Source organism: Pseudooceanicola sp. NS-SX9 (assembly GCF_057380705.1).
Window position 1 is genome coordinate 3385375 of the sequence record NZ_CM170818.1, and the last position, 22285, is coordinate 3407659.

At 66.9% G+C, this 22285-nt stretch carries 25 protein-coding genes and 1 pseudogene; 16 read left to right on the forward strand and 10 right to left on the reverse strand.

What is annotated here, in order from left to right; genetic code table 11:
* Positions 1–84 precede the first annotated feature (84 nt).
* Positions 85–855: a F0F1 ATP synthase subunit A gene (locus AC2ITM_RS16105; protein ID WP_486467644.1), complete on the reverse strand. Its 771-nt coding sequence runs from the start codon at positions 853–855 to the stop codon at positions 85–87.
* Positions 845–1195, reverse strand: coding sequence for an AtpZ/AtpI family protein (locus AC2ITM_RS16110; RefSeq protein WP_486467645.1), 351 nt, complete (start codon positions 1193–1195; stop codon positions 845–847). The genes AC2ITM_RS16105 and AC2ITM_RS16110 overlap by 11 nt, the downstream gene beginning before the upstream one ends.
* Positions 1196–1515: 320 nt before the next feature.
* On the opposite strand from AC2ITM_RS16110, the gene AC2ITM_RS16115 reads away from it, so the two are divergent.
* Positions 1516–1857, forward strand: a complete 342-nt coding sequence (locus AC2ITM_RS16115) for an ArsR/SmtB family transcription factor (RefSeq protein ID WP_486467646.1) — start codon at positions 1516–1518, stop codon at positions 1855–1857.
* Between the two features lie 7 nt (positions 1858–1864).
* On the opposite strand, the gene AC2ITM_RS16120 is transcribed toward AC2ITM_RS16115, so the two are convergent.
* Complete coding sequence (locus AC2ITM_RS16120; protein WP_486467647.1) at positions 1865–2752, reverse strand: LysR family transcriptional regulator; 888 nt, start codon at positions 2750–2752, stop codon at positions 1865–1867.
* A gap of 154 nt (positions 2753–2906) precedes the next feature.
* On the opposite strand from AC2ITM_RS16120, the gene AC2ITM_RS16125 reads away from it, so the two are divergent.
* From AC2ITM_RS16125 to rpmE, 12 genes and pseudogenes are all read left to right on the forward strand, one after another.
* Positions 2907–3062 (forward strand): hypothetical protein, encoded by a 156-nt coding sequence (locus AC2ITM_RS16125; RefSeq protein WP_486467648.1) that lies wholly within the window; start codon positions 2907–2909, stop codon positions 3060–3062.
* 280 nt (positions 3063–3342) lie between these two features.
* The gene (gene ffh / locus AC2ITM_RS16130) at positions 3343–4872 is read left to right on the forward strand and encodes a signal recognition particle protein (protein WP_486467649.1); all 1530 of its coding nucleotides are present in this window, start codon (positions 3343–3345) and stop codon (positions 4870–4872) included.
* A 139-nt stretch (positions 4873–5011) separates the two neighbouring features.
* Positions 5012–5566 carry a GNAT family N-acetyltransferase gene (locus AC2ITM_RS16135; protein ID WP_486467650.1) on the forward strand — a complete coding sequence of 185 codons (555 nt, stop codon included), beginning with the start codon at positions 5012–5014 and terminating at the stop codon, positions 5564–5566.
* Entirely contained in the window at positions 5563–6120 is a 558-nt protein-coding gene (locus AC2ITM_RS16140; protein WP_486467651.1) for a GNAT family N-acetyltransferase, read from the forward strand. Before AC2ITM_RS16135 ends, AC2ITM_RS16140 begins: the two co-directional genes overlap by 4 nt.
* A gap of 105 nt (positions 6121–6225) precedes the next feature.
* On the forward strand, positions 6226–6546 hold the full coding sequence (locus tag AC2ITM_RS16145) for a chorismate mutase (protein WP_486467652.1): 321 nt from the start codon (positions 6226–6228) through the stop codon (positions 6544–6546).
* Positions 6547–6619: 73 nt separating this feature from the next.
* The gene (gene rpsP / locus AC2ITM_RS16150) at positions 6620–6982 is read left to right on the forward strand and encodes a 30S ribosomal protein S16 (protein ID WP_486467653.1); all 363 of its coding nucleotides are present in this window, start codon (positions 6620–6622) and stop codon (positions 6980–6982) included.
* 67 nt (positions 6983–7049) lie between these two features.
* Complete coding sequence (locus AC2ITM_RS16155) at positions 7050–7202, forward strand: hypothetical protein (RefSeq protein WP_486467654.1); 153 nt, start codon at positions 7050–7052, stop codon at positions 7200–7202.
* Positions 7203–7222: 20 nt separating this feature from the next.
* A complete protein-coding gene (gene rimM, locus AC2ITM_RS16160; protein WP_486469451.1) occupies positions 7223–7717 on the forward strand; it encodes a ribosome maturation factor RimM in 495 nt (164 codons plus the stop codon).
* A 1-nt stretch (position 7718) separates the two neighbouring features.
* Positions 7719–8510, forward strand: coding sequence for a hypothetical protein (locus AC2ITM_RS16165; protein ID WP_486467655.1), 792 nt, complete (start codon positions 7719–7721; stop codon positions 8508–8510).
* A 29-nt stretch (positions 8511–8539) separates the two neighbouring features.
* Positions 8540–9316 (forward strand): annotated as a pseudogene (trmD, locus tag AC2ITM_RS16170) (tRNA (guanosine(37)-N1)-methyltransferase TrmD); the annotation flags it as partial.
* Positions 9317–9815: 499 nt separating this feature from the next.
* The gene (gene rplS, locus AC2ITM_RS16175) at positions 9816–10187 is read left to right on the forward strand and encodes a 50S ribosomal protein L19 (protein ID WP_486467656.1); all 372 of its coding nucleotides are present in this window, start codon (positions 9816–9818) and stop codon (positions 10185–10187) included.
* A gap of 11 nt (positions 10188–10198) precedes the next feature.
* Positions 10199–10420: a 50S ribosomal protein L31 gene (gene rpmE / locus AC2ITM_RS16180; RefSeq protein WP_486467657.1), complete on the forward strand. Its 222-nt coding sequence runs from the start codon at positions 10199–10201 to the stop codon at positions 10418–10420.
* A 213-nt stretch (positions 10421–10633) separates the two neighbouring features.
* Here the strand turns inward: rpmE and AC2ITM_RS16185 are convergent, their stop codons facing one another.
* Positions 10634–11836: an APC family permease gene (locus tag AC2ITM_RS16185; protein WP_486467658.1), complete on the reverse strand. Its 1203-nt coding sequence runs from the start codon at positions 11834–11836 to the stop codon at positions 10634–10636.
* A gap of 361 nt (positions 11837–12197) precedes the next feature.
* Here AC2ITM_RS16185 and AC2ITM_RS16190 point away from each other — a divergent pair, with 361 nt between their 5' ends.
* Positions 12198–13007, forward strand: a complete 810-nt coding sequence (locus AC2ITM_RS16190) for a division plane positioning ATPase MipZ (RefSeq protein WP_486467659.1) — start codon at positions 12198–12200, stop codon at positions 13005–13007.
* Here the strand turns inward: AC2ITM_RS16190 and AC2ITM_RS16195 are convergent.
* The 3 genes from AC2ITM_RS16195 to AC2ITM_RS16205 are packed head-to-tail and all read right to left on the reverse strand — an operon-like array spanning position 13004 to position 15071.
* Positions 13004–13807, reverse strand: a complete 804-nt coding sequence (locus AC2ITM_RS16195) for a metal ABC transporter permease (RefSeq protein ID WP_486467660.1) — start codon at positions 13805–13807, stop codon at positions 13004–13006. The two genes, AC2ITM_RS16190 and AC2ITM_RS16195, sit on opposite strands and share 4 nt — an antisense overlap.
* Positions 13804–14592 carry an ATP-binding cassette domain-containing protein gene (locus AC2ITM_RS16200; protein WP_486467661.1) on the reverse strand — a complete coding sequence of 263 codons (789 nt, stop codon included), beginning with the start codon at positions 14590–14592 and terminating at the stop codon, positions 13804–13806. Before AC2ITM_RS16200 ends, AC2ITM_RS16195 begins: the two co-directional genes overlap by 4 nt.
* Positions 14589–15071: a transcriptional repressor gene (locus AC2ITM_RS16205; protein ID WP_486467662.1), complete on the reverse strand. Its 483-nt coding sequence runs from the start codon at positions 15069–15071 to the stop codon at positions 14589–14591. Before AC2ITM_RS16205 ends, AC2ITM_RS16200 begins: the two co-directional genes overlap by 4 nt.
* Before the next feature lie 98 nt (positions 15072–15169).
* Here AC2ITM_RS16205 and AC2ITM_RS16210 point away from each other — a divergent pair, with 98 nt between their 5' ends.
* Positions 15170–16093 (forward strand): zinc ABC transporter substrate-binding protein, encoded by a 924-nt coding sequence (locus tag AC2ITM_RS16210; protein ID WP_486467663.1) that lies wholly within the window; start codon positions 15170–15172, stop codon positions 16091–16093.
* A 66-nt stretch (positions 16094–16159) separates the two neighbouring features.
* Here the strand turns inward: AC2ITM_RS16210 and AC2ITM_RS16215 are convergent, their stop codons facing one another.
* On the reverse strand, positions 16160–16831 hold the full coding sequence (locus tag AC2ITM_RS16215; RefSeq protein ID WP_486467664.1) for a hypothetical protein: 672 nt from the start codon (positions 16829–16831) through the stop codon (positions 16160–16162).
* Between the two features lie 227 nt (positions 16832–17058).
* Between AC2ITM_RS16215 and AC2ITM_RS16220 the strand changes: the two genes are divergently transcribed.
* A complete protein-coding gene (locus tag AC2ITM_RS16220) occupies positions 17059–20337 on the forward strand; it encodes a chemotaxis protein CheB (protein WP_486467665.1) in 3279 nt (1092 codons plus the stop codon).
* 31 nt (positions 20338–20368) lie between these two features.
* On the opposite strand, the gene AC2ITM_RS16225 is transcribed toward AC2ITM_RS16220, so the two are convergent.
* Together AC2ITM_RS16225 and AC2ITM_RS16230 are read right to left on the reverse strand one after the other, a co-directional pair.
* Positions 20369–21793 (reverse strand): aspartate kinase, encoded by a 1425-nt coding sequence (locus AC2ITM_RS16225; RefSeq protein ID WP_486467666.1) that lies wholly within the window; start codon positions 21791–21793, stop codon positions 20369–20371.
* An 89-nt stretch (positions 21794–21882) separates the two neighbouring features.
* Positions 21883–22281 carry an ectoine synthase gene (locus tag AC2ITM_RS16230; RefSeq protein ID WP_486467667.1) on the reverse strand — a complete coding sequence of 133 codons (399 nt, stop codon included), beginning with the start codon at positions 22279–22281 and terminating at the stop codon, positions 21883–21885.
* Positions 22282–22285: the final 4 nt, after the last annotated feature.

Genomic DNA, 22285 nt, shown 5'->3' on the forward strand with positions numbered 1-22285 from the left:
GTGTTCTCCTTACGTTGGAATTGGCGGGTGTTTCGACCGGGACACCGAGGCGTCCCGGAATGAACGGGGTCCTGGCAGCGAGCCTCAGTGGCTCGGGTGCAGGGCGTCTTTCAGGTAGACGCAGGTCAGGATCGTGAAGACGTAGGCCTGGATGAAGGCCACCAGGATCTCAAGGCCATACATGCCGATGATCGCAAGGATCGAGATCGGCGAGACCAGGGTGATCGCGGCGAAGCCGGCGAAAACCTTCATCACGGCGTGGCCTGCCATCATGTTACCGGCAAGACGGATCGAATGGCTGACGGGGCGCACGAAGTACGAGATCAGTTCGATCACGGCCAACAGCGGGCGGATCGCCAGCGGCGCCGAGGTGACCCAGAACAGGCCGAGGAACTTGGCGCCGTTCAGCACGAAGCCCATGATCGTCACCGTCAGGAACACCGCCAGTGCCAGGATGATGGTCACGGCGAAATGCGAGGTGGTGGTGAAGCTCATCGGGATCAGGCCGAGCGTGTTCGAGAAGACGATGAACATGAACAGCGTGAAGACATAGGGGAAGAAGCGCAGCGCGTCCTTGCCGGTGACGTCCTCGATCATCTTGTAGACAAAGCCATAGGCCATTTCGGCGACCGACTGCAGGCGCGAGGGGACGCGGTTGCGGCCCGACGTGCCCAGAACCATCAGCGCGACGATCGCCAGGATCGCGATCGCCATCCACAGCGTCACGTTGGTGATCGTGTACCAGTGCACCTCGGTGCCACCGAACAGCGGCTTGACGATGAACTGGTCCATCGGGTGGAAAACCAGCCCCGAGCCCTCGTGGGCCGCTTCTGCACCGTGCGCTTCAGTCGCCATCGTTTTCCCTCGTCTCGTTCCCGGCGTGTCCGGGCGTTTTGTCCTGCAGCTCCTTTGCGGAGCGCATCATCGTCTTGATCCCGGCAATGAAGCCGAGCAGCGTGAACAGGATCATCATGATCGGCAGGGTGCCGAACAGCCAGTCCAGCCCGTAGCCGATCCCGAACCCGATCCCCAGCCCCGCCACCAGTTCCGTCACCATCCGCCAGCCCACCTGGGCGGCCGAATAGTGATCCTGATGCTTCGCCCCCTCGGGGACGTCGATCCCGGCCCGGGTCTTGGCAGCCGCGATCTTGCGATCGAGATCGGCCATCTTTTCCCGGTTTTCCGGCGTGGTCATGGGGGTGATGTTCCCGCTCTTGTTAAGGTTGGTGCTATGCGCTGAACCCCTCTGAGTCAACGGCGCGTGATCGGGCAGCGTGTCGCGGGCTAAGGCGTTGTTTTTGCATATTTATGGAAAGATGAAATGGGCGAGAAATCATCCAGTTGACCCCGAAGGGGCGGGTTTGGGGGCCGAAAGGCATTCTTAACCGTGCGGTTGAACGTCGGGACCCGGGCGCGAAAGCGGGGTCAAGATGCGGGGCGGACTGGGGAAAATGCTCAACCCGTTCGTTGAGCGTTTCGATTGACGCCCCCCCTGCCCCGGCCCTAACTGGCGCCATGGCCGCTTCGCTTGATACCGTCTTTGCCGCGCTTTCGGATCCCACCCGCCGGGCGATCCTGTCGATGCTGCTGGAAGACGACATGGCGGTGACCGACGTGGCCTTCCCGTTCGAGATGTCGCTGGCGGCGATCTCGAAGCATCTGGGCATCCTGGCGGCGGCCGGGCTGATCACCCAGGAAAAGCGCGGCCGGGTGAAATGGTGCAAGCTGGAGCCCGACGCCCTGCGCGAGGCCAGCGTCTGGATGCAGGGCTTTGGCCAGTTCGAACCGGTGAACCTGGAGGCCTTCGAACGCTTCCTGGAGGCCGAGCTGGGTGCCAGCGGGGACGATCAGCCCTGAGGGGCCTTCAGATGCTGTCGCCGCGCAGGTGTTCGGTGTGGTCCTTGAGGAACTTCAGGAAGGCCTGGACCTTGGTGGTGCGGTGCAGATCCATGTGGGTGACCAGCCACAGGCGGCTTTCCCATTCCTCCAGCGGCGGGTGGACCTCGACCAGATCGTCGCGGCGTTCGCGTTCATAGGTGCCAAGGAACCCCAGGCCCACGCCCGACAGCACCGCCTGGCGCACCGCCCGCGTGTCCCCCGAGCGGAACACGACCTGATGACCAGGGATGTTGTCGCGCATCCAGCGCGCGGTGGGGGCGCGGCTGGCCTCTTCGTCGAAGCCCACGAAGCGGTGGCCCGCCATCCGGCCGGGCAGCTGCGGCATTCCGTAGCGCTCGATATACGAGCGGCTGGCATAGATCGCCTGGCGCAGCCGCAGGAAGGGCTGGACCACGTTGTCGGGCTGCTGCGGCGGATTGCCGGCGCGGATCGCCACATGGGCCTCGCCGTATTCCAGCCGGAACAGCCGCGAGGAGGTCAGGTAATGCAGCTGCACATCCGGGTATTCGGCCTGGAATTCCGACAGGATCGGCACCAGCAGCTGGCTGAGCCCGCCAATCGTCGTCACCACCAGCTCTCCGGCGACCTCGTTGCCGCGGCCCTTGATGCGGGCGGACAGCTGGCTGAACTGATCATCGGTGGCCTGGGCCACGCGCAGCAGGTCGGTGCCGGCCTCGGTCGGGGTGTAGCCGCGGGTGTGACGCTGGAACAGCTTGACGCCCAGGCGGCGCTCCAGCGCGTCGATGTGACGGATCACGGTGGCATGGTGCACGCCCAGAACATCCGCCGCCCCCGAGACCGTCCCCACGCGCGCCACCTGGTATGCCGTGCGGATCTCGTCCCAATTGTCCATGCCAGACCTGTGCAGATTATTACGAGTTTCCCCAGAGATTGCGCTAATCGTGCACGGATGCAAGGGGGAAGCCAGCGACAGCCGTGGCGGAACGATGCCCGCCTTTCACGCGTTGGTCTGACACCGAACGCTTTTCCGAAAGGGATGAAACCTCATGCTGTCCGCCTCGACCCTGCCGAATCCGGCCCTGGTGGCGCTGGCCTGCGCGCTGGCCTTCGTCATCCTGGCGCGCCATGCGCTGCTGAGCCGTCGCCCCACCCGCCGCGAGGCCATCCGCCTGGAGGCCCGGGACCGCCCGCCCCGCCGCTAGAACGCCCGCCGCGCGTCCCTTGGACCGTGACACAGGCCCTGCCCGGCGGGGCCTGTTTTCCTTGACTCCCTCCCCCTCCGCCTCTACATCCCGCAGCAATTCCCGGAATCCGTGATGATTCCGGTCCCATCGCTATTGCGGGGATCGCCACCAGTCAGCGCGTTGCGCCCACTGGTGCCTTCGGGCTATGCGCTGTTCCCGCGAGAGGTTGTGCTTTTCGCCGTCACCGCCCAAGTAGCGGGGACACCACGTCAGTCAGAGGCCATTGGAGGGCCGGGGCATGTTTGAAAATCTATCCGAACGCCTCTCCGGCGTCTTCGATCGTCTGACCAAGCAGGGCGCGCTGTCCGAAGAGGACGTGCGCACCGCCCTGCGCGAGGTCCGCGTCGCCCTGCTGGAGGCCGACGTGTCGCTGCCGGTGGCACGCAACTTCATCAAGTCGGTCGAGAAGAAGGCCACCGGCCAGGCCGTCACCAAATCGGTGACCCCGGGCCAGCAGGTCGTCAAGATCGTCCATGACGAGCTGATCGCGACCCTGACCGGCGAGGCCGATCCCGGCAAGCTGAAGATCGACAACCCGCCGGCGCCGATCCTGATGGTGGGCCTTCAGGGCTCGGGGAAAACCACGACCACCGCCAAGCTGGCCAAGCGCCTGAAGGAACGCGAGGGCAAGAAGGTCCTGATGGCCTCGCTCGACGTGAACCGTCCGGCGGCCATGGAACAGCTGCAGATCCTCGGCGTGCAGATCGGCGTCGACACCCTGCCCATCGTCAAGGGCGAGGATCCGGTGGCGATCGCGAAACGCGCCCGCACCCAGGCCAGCCTTGGCGGCTATGATGTCTACATGCTGGACACCGCCGGCCGCCTGCACATCGACGCCGAGCTGATCCAGCAGGCCGCCGACGTGCGCGATGCCGTCAACCCGCGCGAAACCCTGCTGGTGGTCGACGGCCTGACCGGTCAGGACGCGGTGAACGTCGCGACCGAATTCGACGCCAAGATCGGCGTCTCGGGCGTGGTGCTGACCCGGATGGACGGCGACGGCCGCGGCGGTGCGGCGCTCTCGATGCGCGCCATCACCGGCAAGCCCATCCGTTTCGTCGGCCTCGGCGAAAAGATGGAGGCGATCGAAACCTTCGAGCCCCAGCGGATCGCCGGCCGGATCCTCGGCATGGGCGACATCGTGGCGCTGGTCGAGAAGGCCCAGGAAGTCCTGGAGGCCGAACAGGCCGAGCGCATGATGAAGCGCTTCACCAAGGGCCAGTTCAACATGAACGACCTGCGCACCCAGCTTGAGCAGATGCAGAAGATGGGCGGCATGGAAGGCATCATGGGGATGATGCCCGGCATGGGCAAGATGGCCAAGCAGGTGCAGGAAGCGGGCTTTGACGACAAGGTCATCAGCCGCCAGATCGCCCTGATCCAGTCGATGACCAAGCGCGAACGCGCCAACCCCGACCTGCTGCAGGCCAGCCGCAAGAAACGCATCGCGGCCGGTGCCGGCATGGATGTGTCAGACTTGAACAAGCTTCTGAAAATGCACCGCCAGATGGCGGACATGATGAAGAAGATGGGCAAGATGGGCAAAGGCGGCATGATGAAACAGGCCATGCGCCAGATGATGGGCAAGGGCGGCGGCCTGCCCGGCGGCATGGACCCCTCGCAGATGGACCCGAAAGCCATGGAAGAAGCCGCCAAGGCGCTTGGCGCCAAGGGCGGCCTCGGCGCGCTCGGCAAGGGCCTGGGCGGTCTTGGCGGCATGGGTGGCGGCCTGCCCGGGGGCCTCTCGGGCTTCGGCAAGAAGAAGTGACCGGCGCCCCCATCATATCGCGCCCGGCGCCCCTCGGCGCTCCCCGGCCCGCCCCCCGCGGGACCGGGCTCTTTCAGCTTTCCGCAAATATGCCCGCCGGAGGCTTCGGCCGCAGGCCGAACCCGCGTGGAGCCGCCGCATGATCGCCGCCGCCTCCGCCTTTCCGGTGATCGAATCCGACCGCCTGCGGCTGATCTGCCCGGCGTCGCCGGATTTCGACGCCACGGCCGCCTACCTCGGCAAGGACAGCCCCGCCTTCATCGACCAGCACCCCGATCCCGAGGCCGCCTGGTGGTCCATCGCCACCATCGTCGGCCATTGGCACCTGCGCGGCTACGGCCATTTCGCGGTGACGGAAAAGGACGGCGGCGCCCATGTCGGCCTGGTCGGCCCCTGGTTCCCGCATGGCTGGCCGGAACCCGAACTGTCCTGGCAGCTGCTGGAAGGCGCCGACGGCAAGGGCTACGCCACCGAGGCCGCGCGCTGCGTGCTCGACTGGCTGTTCCAGGAAAGGGGCTGGGCCTCCTGCATCAGCCTGGTGGATCCGGGCAACACCCGCTCCGTCGCCATGGTCCGCCGCCTCGGCGCCCGGGCCGAAGGCACCTTCAGCCACCACATGACCGGCGAGCTGCGGATCTGGCGGCACCTGCCGCGCACCGCCGCCGGCCGCAAGCTGCTGGAGGGCCTCGCATGACCCGGCTCGGCCAGATCGCCATCCCGACGCTCGAAACCGCGCGCCTCGTGCTGCGGGCGCCTGCGGCGCGCGATGTCGAACCGCTGACCGCCTTCTATGCGGATGCCCGCTCGGGCTTCGTCGGCGGCCCGATGGATGCCGTGCAGACCTGGCGCCACCTCGGCACCGAAATCGGCCACTGGACCCTGCGCGGCTACGGCCGCTGGATGGTCGACCTGCGCGACAGCGGCACGACGGTGGCCATGGTCGGCCTGTGGAACCCCGAAGGCTGGCCCGAACCGGAACTCGGCTGGGACGTGATGAACGGCCACGAAGGCCATGGCTACGCGACCGAGGCCGCCCTTGCGGCCCGCGCCTTCGCCTATGACGTGCTGGGCCTTGCCACGCTGATCTCGGTGGTCAATCCCGCCAACGGCGGCTCGGCCCGTGTGGCGCAGCGCCTTGGCGCCACGCGCGACGGCCAGTGGACCCATCCGAAATACGGCCCCCTCGACATCTGGCGCCACCCCGCGCCCGAAACCCTCTCCGAGGGCGGCGCGGAGGCCTACGCATGACCCGGCGCATCCCTCTCATGGCTGCGGGCGGGTGGGCCGTCGCGGCACGCGCGGGTCACCCGGTCGCGGCCGGGCCCACGCCGATGACCCCGAAAGGAGACGCCCGTGACTGAGACCGCATCCCCGATCTCGACCGATGACGTGACCCGCGCCGCCGCGTTGCTGAAAGAGCACCGCGCCAGCATCGACCGGCTGGACGCGATCCTGGTCTACACCCTGGGCGAGCGCTTCAAGCACACCCAGGCGGTGGGCAAGCTGAAGGCCGAACATGATCTGCCCCCCTCCGACCCCGCGCGCGAGGAAACCCAGATCGCCCGGCTCGAATCCCTCGCGACCGAGGCCGATCTCGACCCGGTCTTCGCGAAGAAATTCCTGAATTTCATCATTCAGGAGGTGATCCGGCATCACCGGCAACACCAATCCTGAGGGGCTCGCCCCTCGCCCCGACTGACCGGCGGAGAACCCCGCCAAACCAACGCCATTACAAGGAGATACCACAATGGCCATGAAAATCCGTCTCGCCCGCGGCGGCTCCAAGAAGCGCCCCTTCTACCGTGTTGTCGCAGCTGACGCCCGCATGCCGCGCGATGGCCGCTTCATCGAGAAGCTGGGCACCTACAACCCCCTGCTGGCCAAGGACAGCGAAGACCGCGTGAAGCTGGACGTCGAGCGCATCCAGCACTGGCTGGCCCAGGGCGCACAGCCGACCGACCGCGTTGCACGCTTCCTGGAAGCGGCCGGTATCGTCGCCAAGAAAGAGCGTTCGAACCCGAAAAAAGGCACCCCGGGCAAAGCCGCTCAGGAACGTGCCGCTGCCAAGGCCGAGAAGGCCGCCGCAGCCGAGGAAGCCGCAGCCGAGTGATCGCTGCCTTTCCGGAAAGGTCCGGGCCCCGCGCCCGGACCTTTTCTGCCTTCCTGAAGGACCCCCGATGATCTTCCGCCTGTTCCGCCTGCCATTCCTGCTGGCCGCGGCCTTCATCGCGGGGGTTCTTTACGAACGCAGCAACTCGGTCCAAGACTGCAGCAGCGGTGGCGAACAGGCCGCCGTCTGCGAGCTGGACAACCCCGGAGTCGAACGGTGAGCACATCGCCCGAAAAGGAAATGGTCTGCGTCGGCGCCGTGGCCGGCGCCTTCGGCGTGCGCGGAGAGATCCGCCTGAAAAGCTTTTGCGCCGAACCCGAGGCGATCGCGGATTACGCGCCCCTCTCGGACGAGACCGGCGCCCGCAGCTTCACGCTGGAGCTGACCCGCGCCATCAAGAACGGCTTTGCCGCCCGCCTGGGTGGCATCGAGACCAAGGAAGAGGCCGACGCGCTGAAGGGCCTGCGCCTCTATGCGCCGCGTGACCGCCTGCCGGCGCTGCCCGATGACGAATTCTACCATGCCGACCTGATCGGCCTGACCGTGGTCGACACCGGCGGCACCGAACTGGGCCAGGTGCGCGCCGTCATGGACCACGGCGCCGGCGACCTGCTGGAAATCGCCGGCCCCGGCCTGACGACGCCGGTGCTGCTGCCCTTCACCCGCGAGGCCGTCCCCACCGTCGATCTGGCTGCCGGGCGCATCGTCGCCGACCCGCCCGAGGGCCTGTTCTGAGATGACCCGCCCGCCGCGCCTGATCGTGCACGCGGGCTTTCACAAGACCGGGACCTCCAGCATCCAGCAGGCGCTGCGCCGCAACCGCACCCTGCTGGAGCCGCATCTGCGCATCTTGCTGAAACCCGGGATGGAGGCCCTGTGCGAAGCCGCCCGCGCCTTCGATGCCGCCCCCTCGGCACTGACGCTGACGCTGTTCGCCCACGAGGCCGCGGCCCTGGCCGAAACCCTCGATCCCGCCGATCCGCGCCCCCTGCTGCTGTCGTCCGAGGACCTCTCGGGGCATATCCCCGGCCGCCGCGACCGCCGCGGCTATCCGAACGCCGCCCCGCTGATGACGCGGCTGGCACAGGTCTTCGCCCAGGTCCTGCCCGCACAGATGACCTTCGTCTACACCACCCGCGGCGCGCAGGACTGGATCCGCTCGTGCCATGCGCAGCACCTGCGGGTCAGCCGGATGAAGCAGGACCTGGCGCGCTACAGTGCCCGCCAGCGCGACCATGCGGACCTAGAGGCCATCGCCCGCCGCATCGCCGATGCCCTGCCCTGCCCGCTGCTGACCTTTCCGCTGGAACGGACGCGCGCCCTGCCGCAGGGGCCGCTGACGCCGCTGCTGGATCTGGCGGGCCTGCCGCAGGCGATCCGCGATGCCCTGCCCGCCCTGCCCGCCGCCAATGCCGCCGCCCCCCCCGAGGTGCTGGAGCAGTTCCTGGCCCTGAACCGCGCCGGCCTGCCCCGCGATGAACTGCGCGCCCGCAAACAGGCGTTGATCCCGCGCCCGTCAAAAGGCTAAACCGCGCTCCGCAACAGGAAGGACCTGCCATGTCCCAGGACACGCCGCTGAAATCCCATGGCCGCAAGGCGATCTCGGCCAGCTTCAAGCCCCGCTCGCTGATGGAGGACGCACAGCTGGCCGGTGTCTGGACCGCGCGGATCATCACCCTGCTGCCGCAGGCCTTTCCCGGGATCCTGGGCGAAAGCCTGACCGGCAAGGGGCTGAAGGAAGGCAAGTGGCAGCTGGAAACGGTGAACCTGCGCGACTTCGGCCTGACGAAACACCGCAACGTCGACGACACCCCCGCCGGCGGCGGCGCCGGCATGGTGCTGCGCGCCGATGTGATGGGCGCGGCCATCGACCATGCACTGGCCCAGGCCAAGGGCCGGATGCCGCTGATCTACCTCAGCCCGCGCGGCCCCCGTTTCGACCAGAAGATGGCGCGCGACCTGGCCCGCGCCGATGGCGTCACGCTGATCTGCGGCCGGTTTGAAGGCCTCGATGAACGGGTCATCGAACATTACGGCATCCAGGAGGTGTCGCTGGGCGATTTCGTCATGACCGGAGGCGAGATCGCCGCCCAGGCGCTGATCGACGCCACCGTGCGGCTGCTGCCGGGCGTGCTGGGCAATGCCGAATCGACCGAAGAGGAATCCTTCTCGGAGGGGATGCTGGAGCATCCGCAATACACCCGCCCCGCCGAATGGGAAGGCCGCGCCATCCCCGACGTGCTGATGTCCGGCAACCATGCCGAGATCGCCAAATGGCGCCGCCGCATGTCCGAGGCCCTGACCCGCAGCCGCCGTCCCGACCTGTGGTCGGCCCTGCGCGCCGGCCTGCTCGACGATGACGTGCGCGCGGTCCATGATGCGGCGACGCTGGCGGCCTTCCTGGCACAGGCGGGCGTCGCGGCCCCGGCGACGGATCTGGCGGCGCTGGCGGCTGGCCTGCAGGACCAGCCCGGCCTGTCGCTGCCCGCAAACCCCTGGCAGGGGGTGGCCCAGCTGGTGCGGGCCCTCGCCTAGGGGCCTTTCCGCGCCGGGCCTTGCCAGACAGGGCCCTGCGGCCCTCTCGGGGGTTGATTGCCGTCCCCTTATCGACTATCAGCCGCCTGTCCGGGGCCGGAATCGGTCTGCCGGACTGCCTTCGCATTTCCTCAAGGGCCGACCGGCGACAGCGGCCCGGAACGCGAAGGCCCAGCAATGACGACCTGAACCTCCGACAGGGAGCGCGGATCCTCCGCCCGGCCCTGGCTGACCGCGGCGGAGCTCTGAGGCGACAACCACCTTCGCGGGAGAACCGCGAGCAGTCAGGAGTATGGCGATGGATCTTATCGCACAACTCGAGGCGGAACAAATCGCCTCGCTGGGGAAAGAGATCCCCGATTTCAAGGCCGGCGACACCATCCGCGTCGGCTACAAGGTGACCGAAGGCACCCGTACCCGTGTGCAGGCCTACGAAGGCGTGTGCATCAGCCGCAAGAACGGCTCGGGCATCGCGGGTTCGTTCACCGTCCGCAAGATTTCCTTCGGTGAAGGCGTCGAGCGCGTGTTCCCGCTCTACTCGACCAACATCGAATCCATCGAGGTCGTCCGTCGTGGCCGCGTCCGTCGCGCCAAGCTGTACTACCTGCGCTCGCGTCGCGGCAAATCCGCCCGTATCGCCGAGCAGTCCAACTACAAAGCCAAGGCCTGAGGAGCGTCGTCATGAAAAAGGATATCCATCCCGACTATCACTTCATCGACGTGAAGATGACCGATGGCACGATCATCAAGATGCGTTCGACCTGGGGCAAGGAAGGCGACACCATGTCGCTGGACGTCGACCCGACCGTGCACCCGGCCTGGACCGGTGGCTCCTCGCGTCTGATGGATGCCGGCGGCCGCGTCTCGAAGTTCAAGAACAAATACGCAGGCCTGGGCTTCTGATCGCCCGCCCGCAAGGGCAGCCACCGTATTCCGGAAAACGCCGCATCCCCGATGCGGCGTTTTTTCTTGCCCGAAGGACGGCCCGCCCCGCTCTCGCACAGGCGCGCGCCCTGCTTTCATCTTTCCCCAAATATGCCCGCCGGAGGCGCCCTCCCTCCGCGCGCGCCCGCCTGATCTTCGCCCGCAGACGCAGCCCCGGACCGGAAAGCCCGCTCAGGACCCCTCGACCGATTGGCCGAACACCGCGATCGCCAGCCCCAGCAACCCAAGCGCCCCCCAGCCCGCCCGCCGCAGCCCCTGCGCATGACGCGCGGCAATCCCCGCCTGCACGGCATAGTAAAGCGCGAAGGCCCGCGACGCATAAGAGATGATCTGGAAAACGTCTGCCACCCAGGTCAGCCCCACCCCGATCACGCACAGCACCGCATAGCCCTGCCGCGCGCTCAGCCGCCGGCCCGTCAGCTCCTCCAGCAGCCCGCCCGAGCCGCCGGTATCGGCCACCGCCGCGCTGAACTGCGCCGCCAGCGCCGCCAGGATCAGCAGCCCCGGCAGGATCGGAGAGACATCGCGCATCATGTCGATCACCGCGGTCTCGCTCAGGCCGCCCTGCGGCACCTTGTGGGCATAGACCAGCAGCACGACGTAAACCACGTAGATCGCCGCCGACAGCCCCTGCGCCAGCCGCATCGAGCCGATCCGCGTCTTCGCATCATAGCTGTCGCCCAGGTAGCGCGAGGTCTCGAAGCCCTGCACCGTGACCAGCAGGCCAAAGCCCATGGCGACGGCCTGCCAACCGGTAAAGCTGGCCACTGGATCGAACAGCTGCCCGGCCCGCGCCGCGCCGCCAAAGAACCAGGCCAGCCCCGCGATCAGCGCCGCGATGATCGCAAGCTTCAGCGAGACCGAGATGTATTCGGCGCGTTCCAGCAGGGTGAACCCCCGGCCATAGCCCATGGCCAGCACGATCACGAACATCGCCGTGGTCACGATGCGCCCGGCCACCGGTCCCTGCCAGGGCGTCAGTCGCACCGCAAAGGCCCCGAAAAGGTTCAGGTAATAGGCGACCGAGATCACATAGGCGATGGCCAGAAGCAGCGCCGAGAGGGTCTCGGGCTTCGAGGGCGCCTCGCGGTCGTCCCCCAGCCGGGCCATGTTGCTGCGGATGGCGGCACCGAAGGCCCAGGCGAAAAGGCAGAGCGCCGCCATCACCGCCGGTGCCCAGCCGCCGTAGCCATGCGCCAGAACCGGCCCCAGGACCAGAAAGCCTGATCCGATGATAGAGGCCAGCGGCGTGACCATGGCGCGCCACAGATCCCAGCGGCGCAGCTGCGGCAGAGCCAGCAGCCCGCCCGCAAGACCTAAGGTGGCCAGGACAAGAAGCGTGGTGGGAAGGTTCTGACCGAAGAATGCGGACATCGAGGGTTCCTTTGCCGGACGATGCTACCTAACGCGCGACGCCGGGCTTGGGTACCAGTGGATTGTACCGAGGCCGAAAGAGAGCCGGTTCAGACGGTGGAAAGCGCCTCTGGCGGTCGGCTTTTCCAGACAGATGACAGCGCAGGCCCGATGGAAGGCGCCTCCGGCGGGCATATTTGGGGAAAGATGAAAGGCGCGCGCGAGGGGGCTACTGCGGGCCGGCGGGAGCCCGCCCGCGGCCAGTCACCTTCCGGGCACACATGCGCGCAGGATGCACGCAACCATGCTTCCCCCGTTTCCGCACCCGCCCTAAGGTGCCCGGGCCGGGTCCCTTTGCCCGGCCGGGACGAAGGGGACAGCCTTGGCACATATCATCGTGGTCGGGAACGAGAAGGGCGGCGCGGGCAAATCCACCGTCGCCATGCATGTCGCGACCGCCCTGGTACGCATGGGACACCGGGTTTCGGCGCTGGATCTGGACCTGCGGCAACGCAGTTTCGCCCGCTATGCCGCGAACCGCGCCGCGACGCTGGAAAAGGACGGGCTGGATCTGCCCTCGCCGCAGTTCGTCGAACTGCCCGAGGTCGCCCCCGAAGACCTGGCCCCGGGCGAGAACATCTATGACCGCCGTATGGCCGAGGCGATCGCGCAGCTGGATCCGGTCTGCGATTTCATCCTGGTGGATTGCCCCGGGTCGCATACCCGCCTGAGCCAGGTGGCGCATTCGCTGGCCGATACGCTGATCACGCCGCTGAACGACAGTTTCGTCGATTTCGACCTGCTGGCGCATATCGATGGCGAGGGCGAGCAGATCCTGGGCCCCTCGGTCTATTCCGAGATGGTCTGGGCCGCGCGGCAGTTGCGGGCGCAATCGGGGTTGAAGCCCATCGACTGGGTGGTGCTGAGGAACCGCGTGGGGTCCCAGGCGATGGTCAACAAGCGCAAGATGGAGGATGCGATCAACCGGCTGTCAAAGCGCATCGGCTTTCGCGTGGCCCCGGGGTTTTCCGAGCGGGTGATCTTTCGCGAGCTGTTCCCGAAGGGGCTGACGCTGCTGGATCTGAAGGACATCGGCGTGACCAGCCTGAGCATCTCCAACATCGCCGCCCGGCAGGAGCTGCGCGACCTGATGCGCGCGCTGGATCTGCCGGGGGTCGAGGTGAACCTTTAGGCCGCGCGGCGGCGCAGCGCGGCGGCCAGGCTGGTCAACACGAAGACCACCGCCGCGCAGCACACGATTGAGGGGCCAGCGGGCGTGTCGAGATGCAGCGAGCCCTCAAGCCCGGTCACCGTTGCCAGCACCGCGATCAGGGCGGCGATGCCGGCCATGCGCTCGGGCGTGGTAGCAAAGGGGCGGGCGGCGGCGGCGGGGATGATCAGCATGGCGGCGATCAGCAGCGTGCCCACCACCTTGATCGCCACCGCCACCACGATGGCCAGGGCGACGGTCAGCACCATCTGCTCGCGCCGGGGATCGAGGCCCGAGGCATAGGCCAGGTCGGGGTTCAGCGTGGTGGTCAGCAGCGCCGACCAGCGCCAGCGCACCAGCGCCAGTACCAGCACCGCGCCGCCCCAGATGATCGCCAGGTCAAGGCGGCTGACGGCCAGGATGTCTCCGAACAGATAGCCCATCAGGTCGATGCGGACGCCGTGCAGGAAGGACACCGCCACCAGGCCGAAGGCGATGGCCGAATGCGCCATGACGCCCAGCAGGGTATCCATGGCAAAGCCCCGCCCCGACAGGCCAGAGACCGCCGTGGCCATCGCCAGCGCCACCGCCAGCACCCCCGCGAAGACCGACACCTGCAGGGTCAGCGCCAGCGCCACCCCCAGGATCGCCGCATGGGCCGTCGCATCGCCGAAATAGGCCATCCGGCGCCACACCACGAGACATCCCAGCGGCGCCGCCGCCAGCGCCACGCCGATCCCCGCCAGAAGGGCGCGCAGGAAGAAATCGTCAAGCAGGCTCATTTTGCGGCCTCATCATGGGCGTGATCGTGGTGGTGGTTGTGATCACAGGCCTCGCCGGGGTCGTGGTTGTGGTCATGTTCGTGCCGGTAAAGCGCCAGCGCGCCGCCGGTCCCCGACCCGAACAGCGCCCGGTATTCCGGCGCCGAGGCGACATGTTCCGGGGCGCCTTCGCAGCAGACATGGCCGTTCAGGCAGACCACCCGGTCCGAGGCCGCCATCACCACATGCAGTTCGTGGCTGACCATCAGCACCGCGCAGCCAAGGTCGCGGCGCACGGATTCGATCTGGCGGTAGAACGCGGCCGAGCCCGGCTGGTCGAGGCCCTGCGTCGCCTCGTCCAGGATCAGCAGGTCGGGCTTCGACAGCAGCGCACGCGCCAGCAGCACGCGCTGGAACTGGCCGCCCGACAGGCCGGACATCTGGCGATCCTCAAGCCCCGCAGCCCCGGCCTGTTCCAGCGCGGCGCGGGCATCGGCCAGCGGCACCTTGTGGGGCAGCGACAGGAAGCGGCGCGCGGTCAGCGGCAGGGTCTGGTCGATATGCAGCTTTTGCGGCACGTAGCCGATGCGCAGCCCCGGCGCACGCCGGACGCGGCCCTGGGCGGGCTTCAGCGCCCCCACGATCACCCGCATCAGCGTCGACTTGCCCGACCCGTTGGGGCCGACGATGGTGACGATCTCGCTGCGGTGCAGGGCGAAATCGACGCCGCGCAGCACCTCGTGACCGCCCAGGCGCACGGCGACGCCGCTCAGCCGGACCAGGCTGTCGTCCTGGTGGTCCCTCATTTCGGGGCGCTCTCCTGGCAGGCGGGGCACAGGCCCTCGGCCTCGACCACGGCGCGTTCGATGCGGAAGCCGATGGCCGCGGCCGAGCGGCCCAGCATGTCCGAAGCCGGGTCGGCCTCGCCTTCCGCCACGCGGTCGCATTTGCGGCAGATCAGGAAGGCGGGAGAATGGTCGGCGCCGGGATGGCAGCAGGCGACGAAGGCGTTCAGACGTTCGATCCGGTGGGCAAAGCCGTTCTTGACCAGGAAATCCAGCGCCCGATAGGCAACCGGCGGCTGTGATCCCAGCCCCTCGTCGCGCAGGGTGTCAAGGATGTCGTAGGCACCAAGCGCACGGTGCCCGGCCAAGAGCAGCTCCAGCACGCGGCGGCGCACCGGGGTCAGCTGCAATCCTTCCTGCCGGCAGCGTTCATCCGCCGCCTCGACGCCGTCGCGGATGCATGCGGTGTGGTCGTGCCGTTCGAAGCCCTGCAACTCCATCTCTCGCCTCCGTCAAAAGGTCGGGCCTTGATATGTTATACCATCCCCGATAACAAGCGCCGTGAATTCTGTTATGTTATCACATCCGGAGAGAGAAGATGCGGAAATCCCTTCTGGTCGCGGGCGCTGCCGCCCTGGCGCTTGGCGCGGGCATGGCGCGGGCCGATGCGCCGCAGGTTGCCGTCGACATCGCGCCGCTGCAGTCGCTGGTGGCGCGGGTGATGGAGGGGGTCGGCCAGCCCGAGGTGATCCTGCCGCCCGGCGCCGAGCCGCATGACTACGCCCTGCGCCCCTCGGAGGCGCAACTGCTGAGCCAGGCCGACGTCGTCTTCTGGGTCGGCGACGCGCTGGAGCCCTGGCTGGACAAGGCGCTGACCTCGCTGGCGCCGAAGACGCCGACGCTGGCGATGCTGGATGTGAAGGGCACCCAGACCCTGCCGTTCCGCAGCGGGCTGGACGATGGCGACCATGACCATGACCACGCCGGGCATGACCACGACCACGGGTCGGGCATGGATCCGCATGTCTGGCTGGACCCCGAGAACGCCCGCGCCTGGCTGCCCGCCATCGCCGAGGAACTGGCCAAGGTCGATCCCGAACATGCGCAGGTCTATCGCACCAACGCCGCCGAGGCCGCTTCGGACCTTGGCGATGTGGAAAGCTCGATCAGCGACATGCTGAAAGGGCCGAAACCGCTGGAAATCGTCGTCTCTCACGATGCCTTCCAGTATTTCGAGCACCGCTTCGGCCTGAAGAATGCCGGCGCCATCACCGATGCCGACGACACCCCCGCCAGCGCCGCGCGCTATTCCGAGATCAGCAATACCGTGGTCGCGGACAAGGTGACCTGCTTCCTGTCGGTGCCGGGTCAGGAAAAATCCGTGCAGTCCCTGCCCCCCTCGGGCACGACCGACCATGTGCTGACGGTGGATCCGCTGGGCAGCAGCTTTGCGCCGGGGCCGCAACTGTACAGCGATATGCTGATCGACATCGCGACCAAGCTGTCGGTCTGCCGCGACTGATCCCGGATCGGGCGATCCCTGGCCGGCAAGCGCGGAACCAGGGGCGCCCGATAGCGAAAGCGGTGATCAGGTGCCGGTGCGGCCCAGCTTCTTGGCAGGGTCGGCCAGCACTTCCAGCACCGTGCCCTCCTGCGCGGGAAGGCCGGGATCCTGCGACTGGATCAGCCGCTTGACCAGCTCTGCATACATGATCAGGTCGTCCGCCTCCTGGATGAGGCGGGCGGCGTAATCGTCGAAGACCTTGACGTTCTGGCGCGTCTGGATACCCGTGCGCGCCGCCGCCACCACGTTCAGCGCCGGGATCAGTACCCGGTCCATGGCCTGAATCGCCAGATTGTTGACCGGATCCATCGGCGGCATCTTCGCCAGCGGCTCGGCATATTGCAGCAGCGCCGACAGCGGCTGCCCCTCGAAGCTGGAAAACCAGAAGCTGGCCTCGTAGCCGCGGGTGGCGTTGAAATTCGTGTGCATCCGGATCTTGCAGAACCGCGCCTGGCCCAGGGACAGCGCGAAATCCGAATTGGCGAACATCTCGCCCTCGGGATCCATGCGGCCCAGATAATCCACCAGAACCTCGGCCATCTCGGGCACGAAGATATCCACCAGCGGGGGCATCTCGGGGTAGGTCAGCTTGTGCAGAACCCCGGTGTGACTGATATCGAGCGAGCGCACACGCCAAGCGTGGCTGCCTTCGTCGAAGGACAGGTAGCCCGCGAATTTTGTGGTATCCGATTGCAACAGCTCGGTCCCTTAGCCTGTGGTCGCTTGTCATGCCTCTTCTAAACAATCGGGCAAGGTCGGTTAAGTAAATGTTAACAACGCCGCACATTGGCTGAGACATGGCAGTAAGGCTGGCACCGGGGGGGGATCTGCGGCTAAGGTAAGCCTGCTATCCCCTTCGGGAAAAATATCTTTTCAGTGCACCTTCGGGGGTGCCAAAACACTTGGCAGCGAGACGCGCGGGCATGACGGGACAGAAAGACGCAGGTCAGATTGCAGAAAATGCATCGGAAAATCGCAGTTCCGACAGTGCCCTTCGAATCGTCGGCATCGCTGCTTCGGCCGGCGGGCTGGAGGCAACGTCGCTTCTGGTGCAGAATCTGACGGCCAGCGTGAACGCGGCCTATGTGATCGCCCAGCACATGTCGCCCACGCACAAAAGCCTTCTGACCTCGCTGATCTCGCGCGAGACGAAGCTGCCCGTGGTCGAACTGCACGAGGCCGTCAGCCCCGTCCCCGGCACGATCTACGTCACACCGCCCAACAGCGACGTCATCATGCGCGAGGGCCAGATGACCCTGGTCGAGCCCTTCGGCCATCCTGCCACGCCGAAACCTTCTGCCGACCGGCTGTTCAAGAGCCTCGCCGATGAATGCGGCGAGAATGCGGTGGGAATCGTGCTTTCCGGGACGGGATCGGACGGCAGCTATGGCGTGCAGGCGATCCGCGAGGCCGGCGGCGTCACCATCGCCCAGGAGGTCGACAGCGCCAAATACGACGGCATGCCCAGTTCCGCCATCGCCACCGGCTGCATCGACCTGACCCTGACCCCCGAACGCATCGGCCAGCAGTTCGAAAAGATCATCGGCCGGCCCCGCGATTTCGGCGACCTGCAAGCGATCAGCCAGCAGCCCTCGAGGCTGGCGGACCTGTTGCAGATCCTGCTGGCGCGCACCGGCGTCGATTTCCGCGGCTACAAGGAAAGCACCGTCAACCGCCGCATCGCGCGCCGGATGAACACCCTGTCGATCGACACCTACATGGATTACGTCGATTACTGCCGCACCAGCCAGGACGAGGTGGACGCGCTTTACAAGGATCTGCTGATCTCGGTCACACGGTTCTTCCGCGATCCCCGACAGTTCGACCAGCTGAAGACCCAGATCGACCAGCTGGTCCAGCGCGAGGGCAAGCGCCAGCTGCGCGTCTGGGTCACCGGCTGCGCCACGGGCGAGGAAGCCTATTCGATCGCCATCCTCTTCGCCGAGGCCCTCGGCGGGCCGAAGATGCTGAAGAAAAGCCAGGTGCAGATCTTTGCCACCGATATCGACGACCGGGCCCTCGACGTGGCGCGGCGCGGCGTCTACCCGATCTCGGCCGCGCAGGACGTGCCGACGCATCTGATCTCGCGCTACTTCGAGATGAGCGGCAACGAACTGCGCGTGGTGCGCGAACTGCGCGACGTGACGCTGTTCTCGCGCCACAACATCTTCCAGGATCCGCCGTTCATCAACCTGGATCTGGTGTCGATCCGCAACCTGCTGATCTATTTCGAACCGGCCCTGCAGGAACGCGTCCTGTACCGCATCCACTATGCGCTGGCCCCCGAGGGGCTGCTGTTCCTGGGCACATCGGAAACCGTCGGCCCCATGGAGGCGCATTTCGAAACCCTGGCCGGGGCCGAAAAGATCTTTGGCAAGCGCCGCAGCGCGCGGATGACCAACTACCGCTTCCCCGAACTCAGCACATCGGGGCTGTATCGCGCCGGCGCCCAGCAGGAGCCGCCCGAGGCCAAGAAGACCACCGAGGCCGGCCAGGACGTGATGTTCGACAGCCTGGTGCGCGCGGTGGCCCCCAACGGCTTTATCGCGACGCGCTCGGGCGATATCGTGCGGGTGATCGGCGACATCTCGGCCTATATCTCGATCAACGAACATGGCCCGCTGGCGATGAACACGCGGATCCTGAAAAAGCCGCTGCGGGACGAGGTGATCAGCCTGATGGCGATTTCCCTCAAGACCTGGCGGCAGCGGGCCTCGCGCTGGCATGAATTCCCCCTGCCCGATGCCAATCGCGTGCAGTTCCAGTGCTATCCGCTGTCCAGTTCGACCGGGGCGCAGGACAACTGCCTGATCGCCATCCACACGAAACAGGAAGACGCCCGCGTCCTTGAGAAAAGCGTCATGGACGGCGAGGAGCGCGCCTATATCGAGCGGATGGAGCAGGACATGCGCTCGACCCAGGAGGCGCTGCAACAGACGGTCGAGGAATTGCAGACCACCAACGAGGAACTGCAATCCGTCAACGAAGAGATGCAATCGACCAACGAGGAACTGCAGGCCACCAACGAGGAACTGGAGACCTCGAACGAGGAACTGCAATCGGCGAACGAGGAACTGATCACCGTCAACGAAGAGCTTCAGATCAACTCGGCCGAGCTTCAGGCCGTGCTGGCGGATCTGGACGCGATCCTGAAGGACGTGCCCTTCGTGGTGCTGGCGGTGGATACGGCGCTGATGGTGCGGCGGGCCTCGGACATGGCGCGGCAGTTCTTCGGCATCGGGGAAATCCCCGCGACCGGCCTGCACCTGTCGCAGCTGGCCATCCCCGAGGGCTTCCCGAACCTGTCGAAACCCGCGGCCGAGGTGTTCAACCTGCGCCAGCCCAAGGAATTCCTGGTCGATTCCAACAATTCGAACTACCGGCTGGCCTTCGCGCCCTATTCCGATGCCAAGATGGACCTGTCGGGGCTGACGATCTCGGTGCTGGACCGAGAGATGGCCTCGATCCGCGAGGTCGCCCAGCTGATGCATGCGCTCTCGGGGCGGGCGCATTGGCGCTACAACATCCATTCCGGCCTGATGACCTGGTCGGACGAGATCTACCGCCTGCACGGCATGTTGCCCGGCAAGGATCAGGTGCCGATGCTGGAGGACGTGATCGCCGATTACCAGGCCGACGACCAGCCGCTGCTGCGCGCCGCCATGGACCGCGCCATCGCCCGCGGCGAGGGCTTCAGCCTGGAGGCGCGGCTTGCGGTGCCCGGCCAGCCCGTGCGGCACGTGCGCACCGAGGCCTCGGTGCTGCAGGATGGTCAGGGGGAACCGGCCTATGTGCTGGGCACGATGACCGACATCGGCGCCACGATCGACAACCAGCTGCTGCTGGAAAGCCTGTCGGACCTGCGCGAGGACGTGCAGATCGGCGTCTATTCCATCGACCTGGCGAATGACCTGGCCCATTGGAGCGGCAAGCTGTGCGGCACGCCCGCGGGCGATGCGCATGCGGTGCAGCAAAGCCATGACTGGCTGGGCCTGTTCACCGAGGCCGACCGGGACGAGATGAAGACGCTGCTGACCGGCGCGGCCGAGAAGGGCGTGCCCTTCATCGCCCATGTCCGGCTGGCGCGGGATGGCGATCCGGTGAGGGTGCGCTGCACCGGCCATGCACGGCGGGCGCCCGATCATCGCATCACCCATGTCTACGGCAGCTTCGCCACCGAAGAGGCCACGCCCCGGGGCTGATCCCCGGGGCGCCCATCGGCGGGTCGGCCGTTCAGGCGGCCTGCTGCGCCGGCGGGTCGGCCTCGACAAAAGCCTTGTGCAACAGGGCGGTTGCACGGTCGCTGTCGTCCTGCGCCACCAGCAGCTGCACATCGACGCTGCCCGGCACATATTGCACCGATTGCACCCGGATGCCGCCCTCGCGCAGGGCGGTCAGGCTGCGCTCGGCGACGCAGAGCCCCTCGAGGTTGCGGCCGATGACCGACACCAGCGCCTGCCGGTGCAGCCGCACCCGCGCATTCGGGAAGGCCGCCACCACGTCGCGTTCAACCTTGCGGACGGTGTCCAGGGGCGCGGTCAGGAAATGCGTGATCGTGTTGGCATTGGTGCATTTCGACACAATGTAGACCCGGTGCCGGGTCAGCACGTCCAAGATGCCCTGGTCATAGCCCTTCACCCCCACCATGTCCTGTTCGAAGACCTCGAAGGCGGTGACCGGCAGGCCGGTGACGATCTCGACCGCGGGGGTGCGGGCGGGGGTGTCGTCGATCAGCGTGCCGGGGTCCTGCGGTTCGAAGGCATTGGCGACGCGCAGCGGGATGCCCGCGCGGCGCAGGATCTTGGCGGCCTTGGGATGGATCGCCTCCATCCCCAGGTTCGACAGCTGGTCGGCCACGTCGTAATTCGTCTGCCCCAGCTTGCGCACCGCATCGACGCCCACCAGCTTCGGATCGGCCGAGGACAGGTGGAATTCCTTGTGGATGATCGCCTCGGCTGCGCCGGTATGGGCAGCGATGGTGGCAAAGGTGACCTCGGAATAACCACGGTCGAATTCCCGCATCAGCCCCTCGCGGCACTGGGCATAGCCTGTGACGATGGGCATCTCGGTCGTCAGGTCCACCTGATCGAGGCCCGCGGCGATGCGGCCCCGCAGGTCCAGCTCGGTTTCATCCCGCCAGCCCGACAGGTCGACCGCCCGGGCCTGCACCCCGGCGCGCTGCAGCATCAGCACGGTGACATGGGCCGCATGGCTTTCCCCCAGCCCCGACAGCAGTTCGCGGATCGACATCATGTGATCGGCCAGCCGGAAATGCCCGTAAGAGCACAGCCGCTGCAGGTCGAACAGGCACGAGCGCGCGCCCTCGATCCGCTCGCGGACGAATTCGTCGGCGGCGTGGATGTCGGCCGGGTGCTCCAGCACGGCGGCATGGGCGGCGCGCATGGCGGTCGCGACCTCGGTCAGGGCATCCAGCCAGCCATGGGCGTTGTCGTCATTGGCAAACAGGGCATAGACCCCGGGGCGGCCGGATTTCTTGTGCTCCAGCAGCAGATTGGTGATGCCGCCGAAGGCCGAGACCACGAAGATGCGGCCATAGGGATCGGCGCCGGAACGGATCAGCAGGCTGTCGCGCAGCGTGTTCAGCTTGCTCATGGAGGTGCCGCCGATCTTCTCGACGGTATGGGCGGGGAAGGTCACGATGGGTCTGTCCCGGGGCGCGTCTGGCCCGGGCCTCCTTTGGGAAATGGTCAGGGCGCGGGGCCGGCCCTTCGGCCGGCCGCCGGGCCTCAGGCCAGTTCTTCGGCCGGCGCGTAAGAGCCATCCTCGCGGTGCACCTCGGTGCCGGTGACGGGCGGGTTGAAGCAGCAAGCCATCACCAGTTCCTCGTCGGCCACCAGGGTGTGGCGGTCATGCTCGTTCAGCGCATACATCACGCCGGGGCGGATCTCGTGCGTCTGGCCGGTGGCCAGATCGGTGATCCGGCCCTTGCCCTTCATGCAATAGACGCTCTCGAAATGGTTCTTGTAGTGGAAGGTGTGTTCCGAACCGGCCTCGAGGAAGGTGATGTGGAACGAGAACCCCATGCCGTCATCCGCCAGCAGCATCCGCACGCTGGTCCAACGGGCGTCCGAGGTGACGCGGGCTTTTTCGGTTTCGACGATCTTGTTGAAATCACGAACAATCATATTG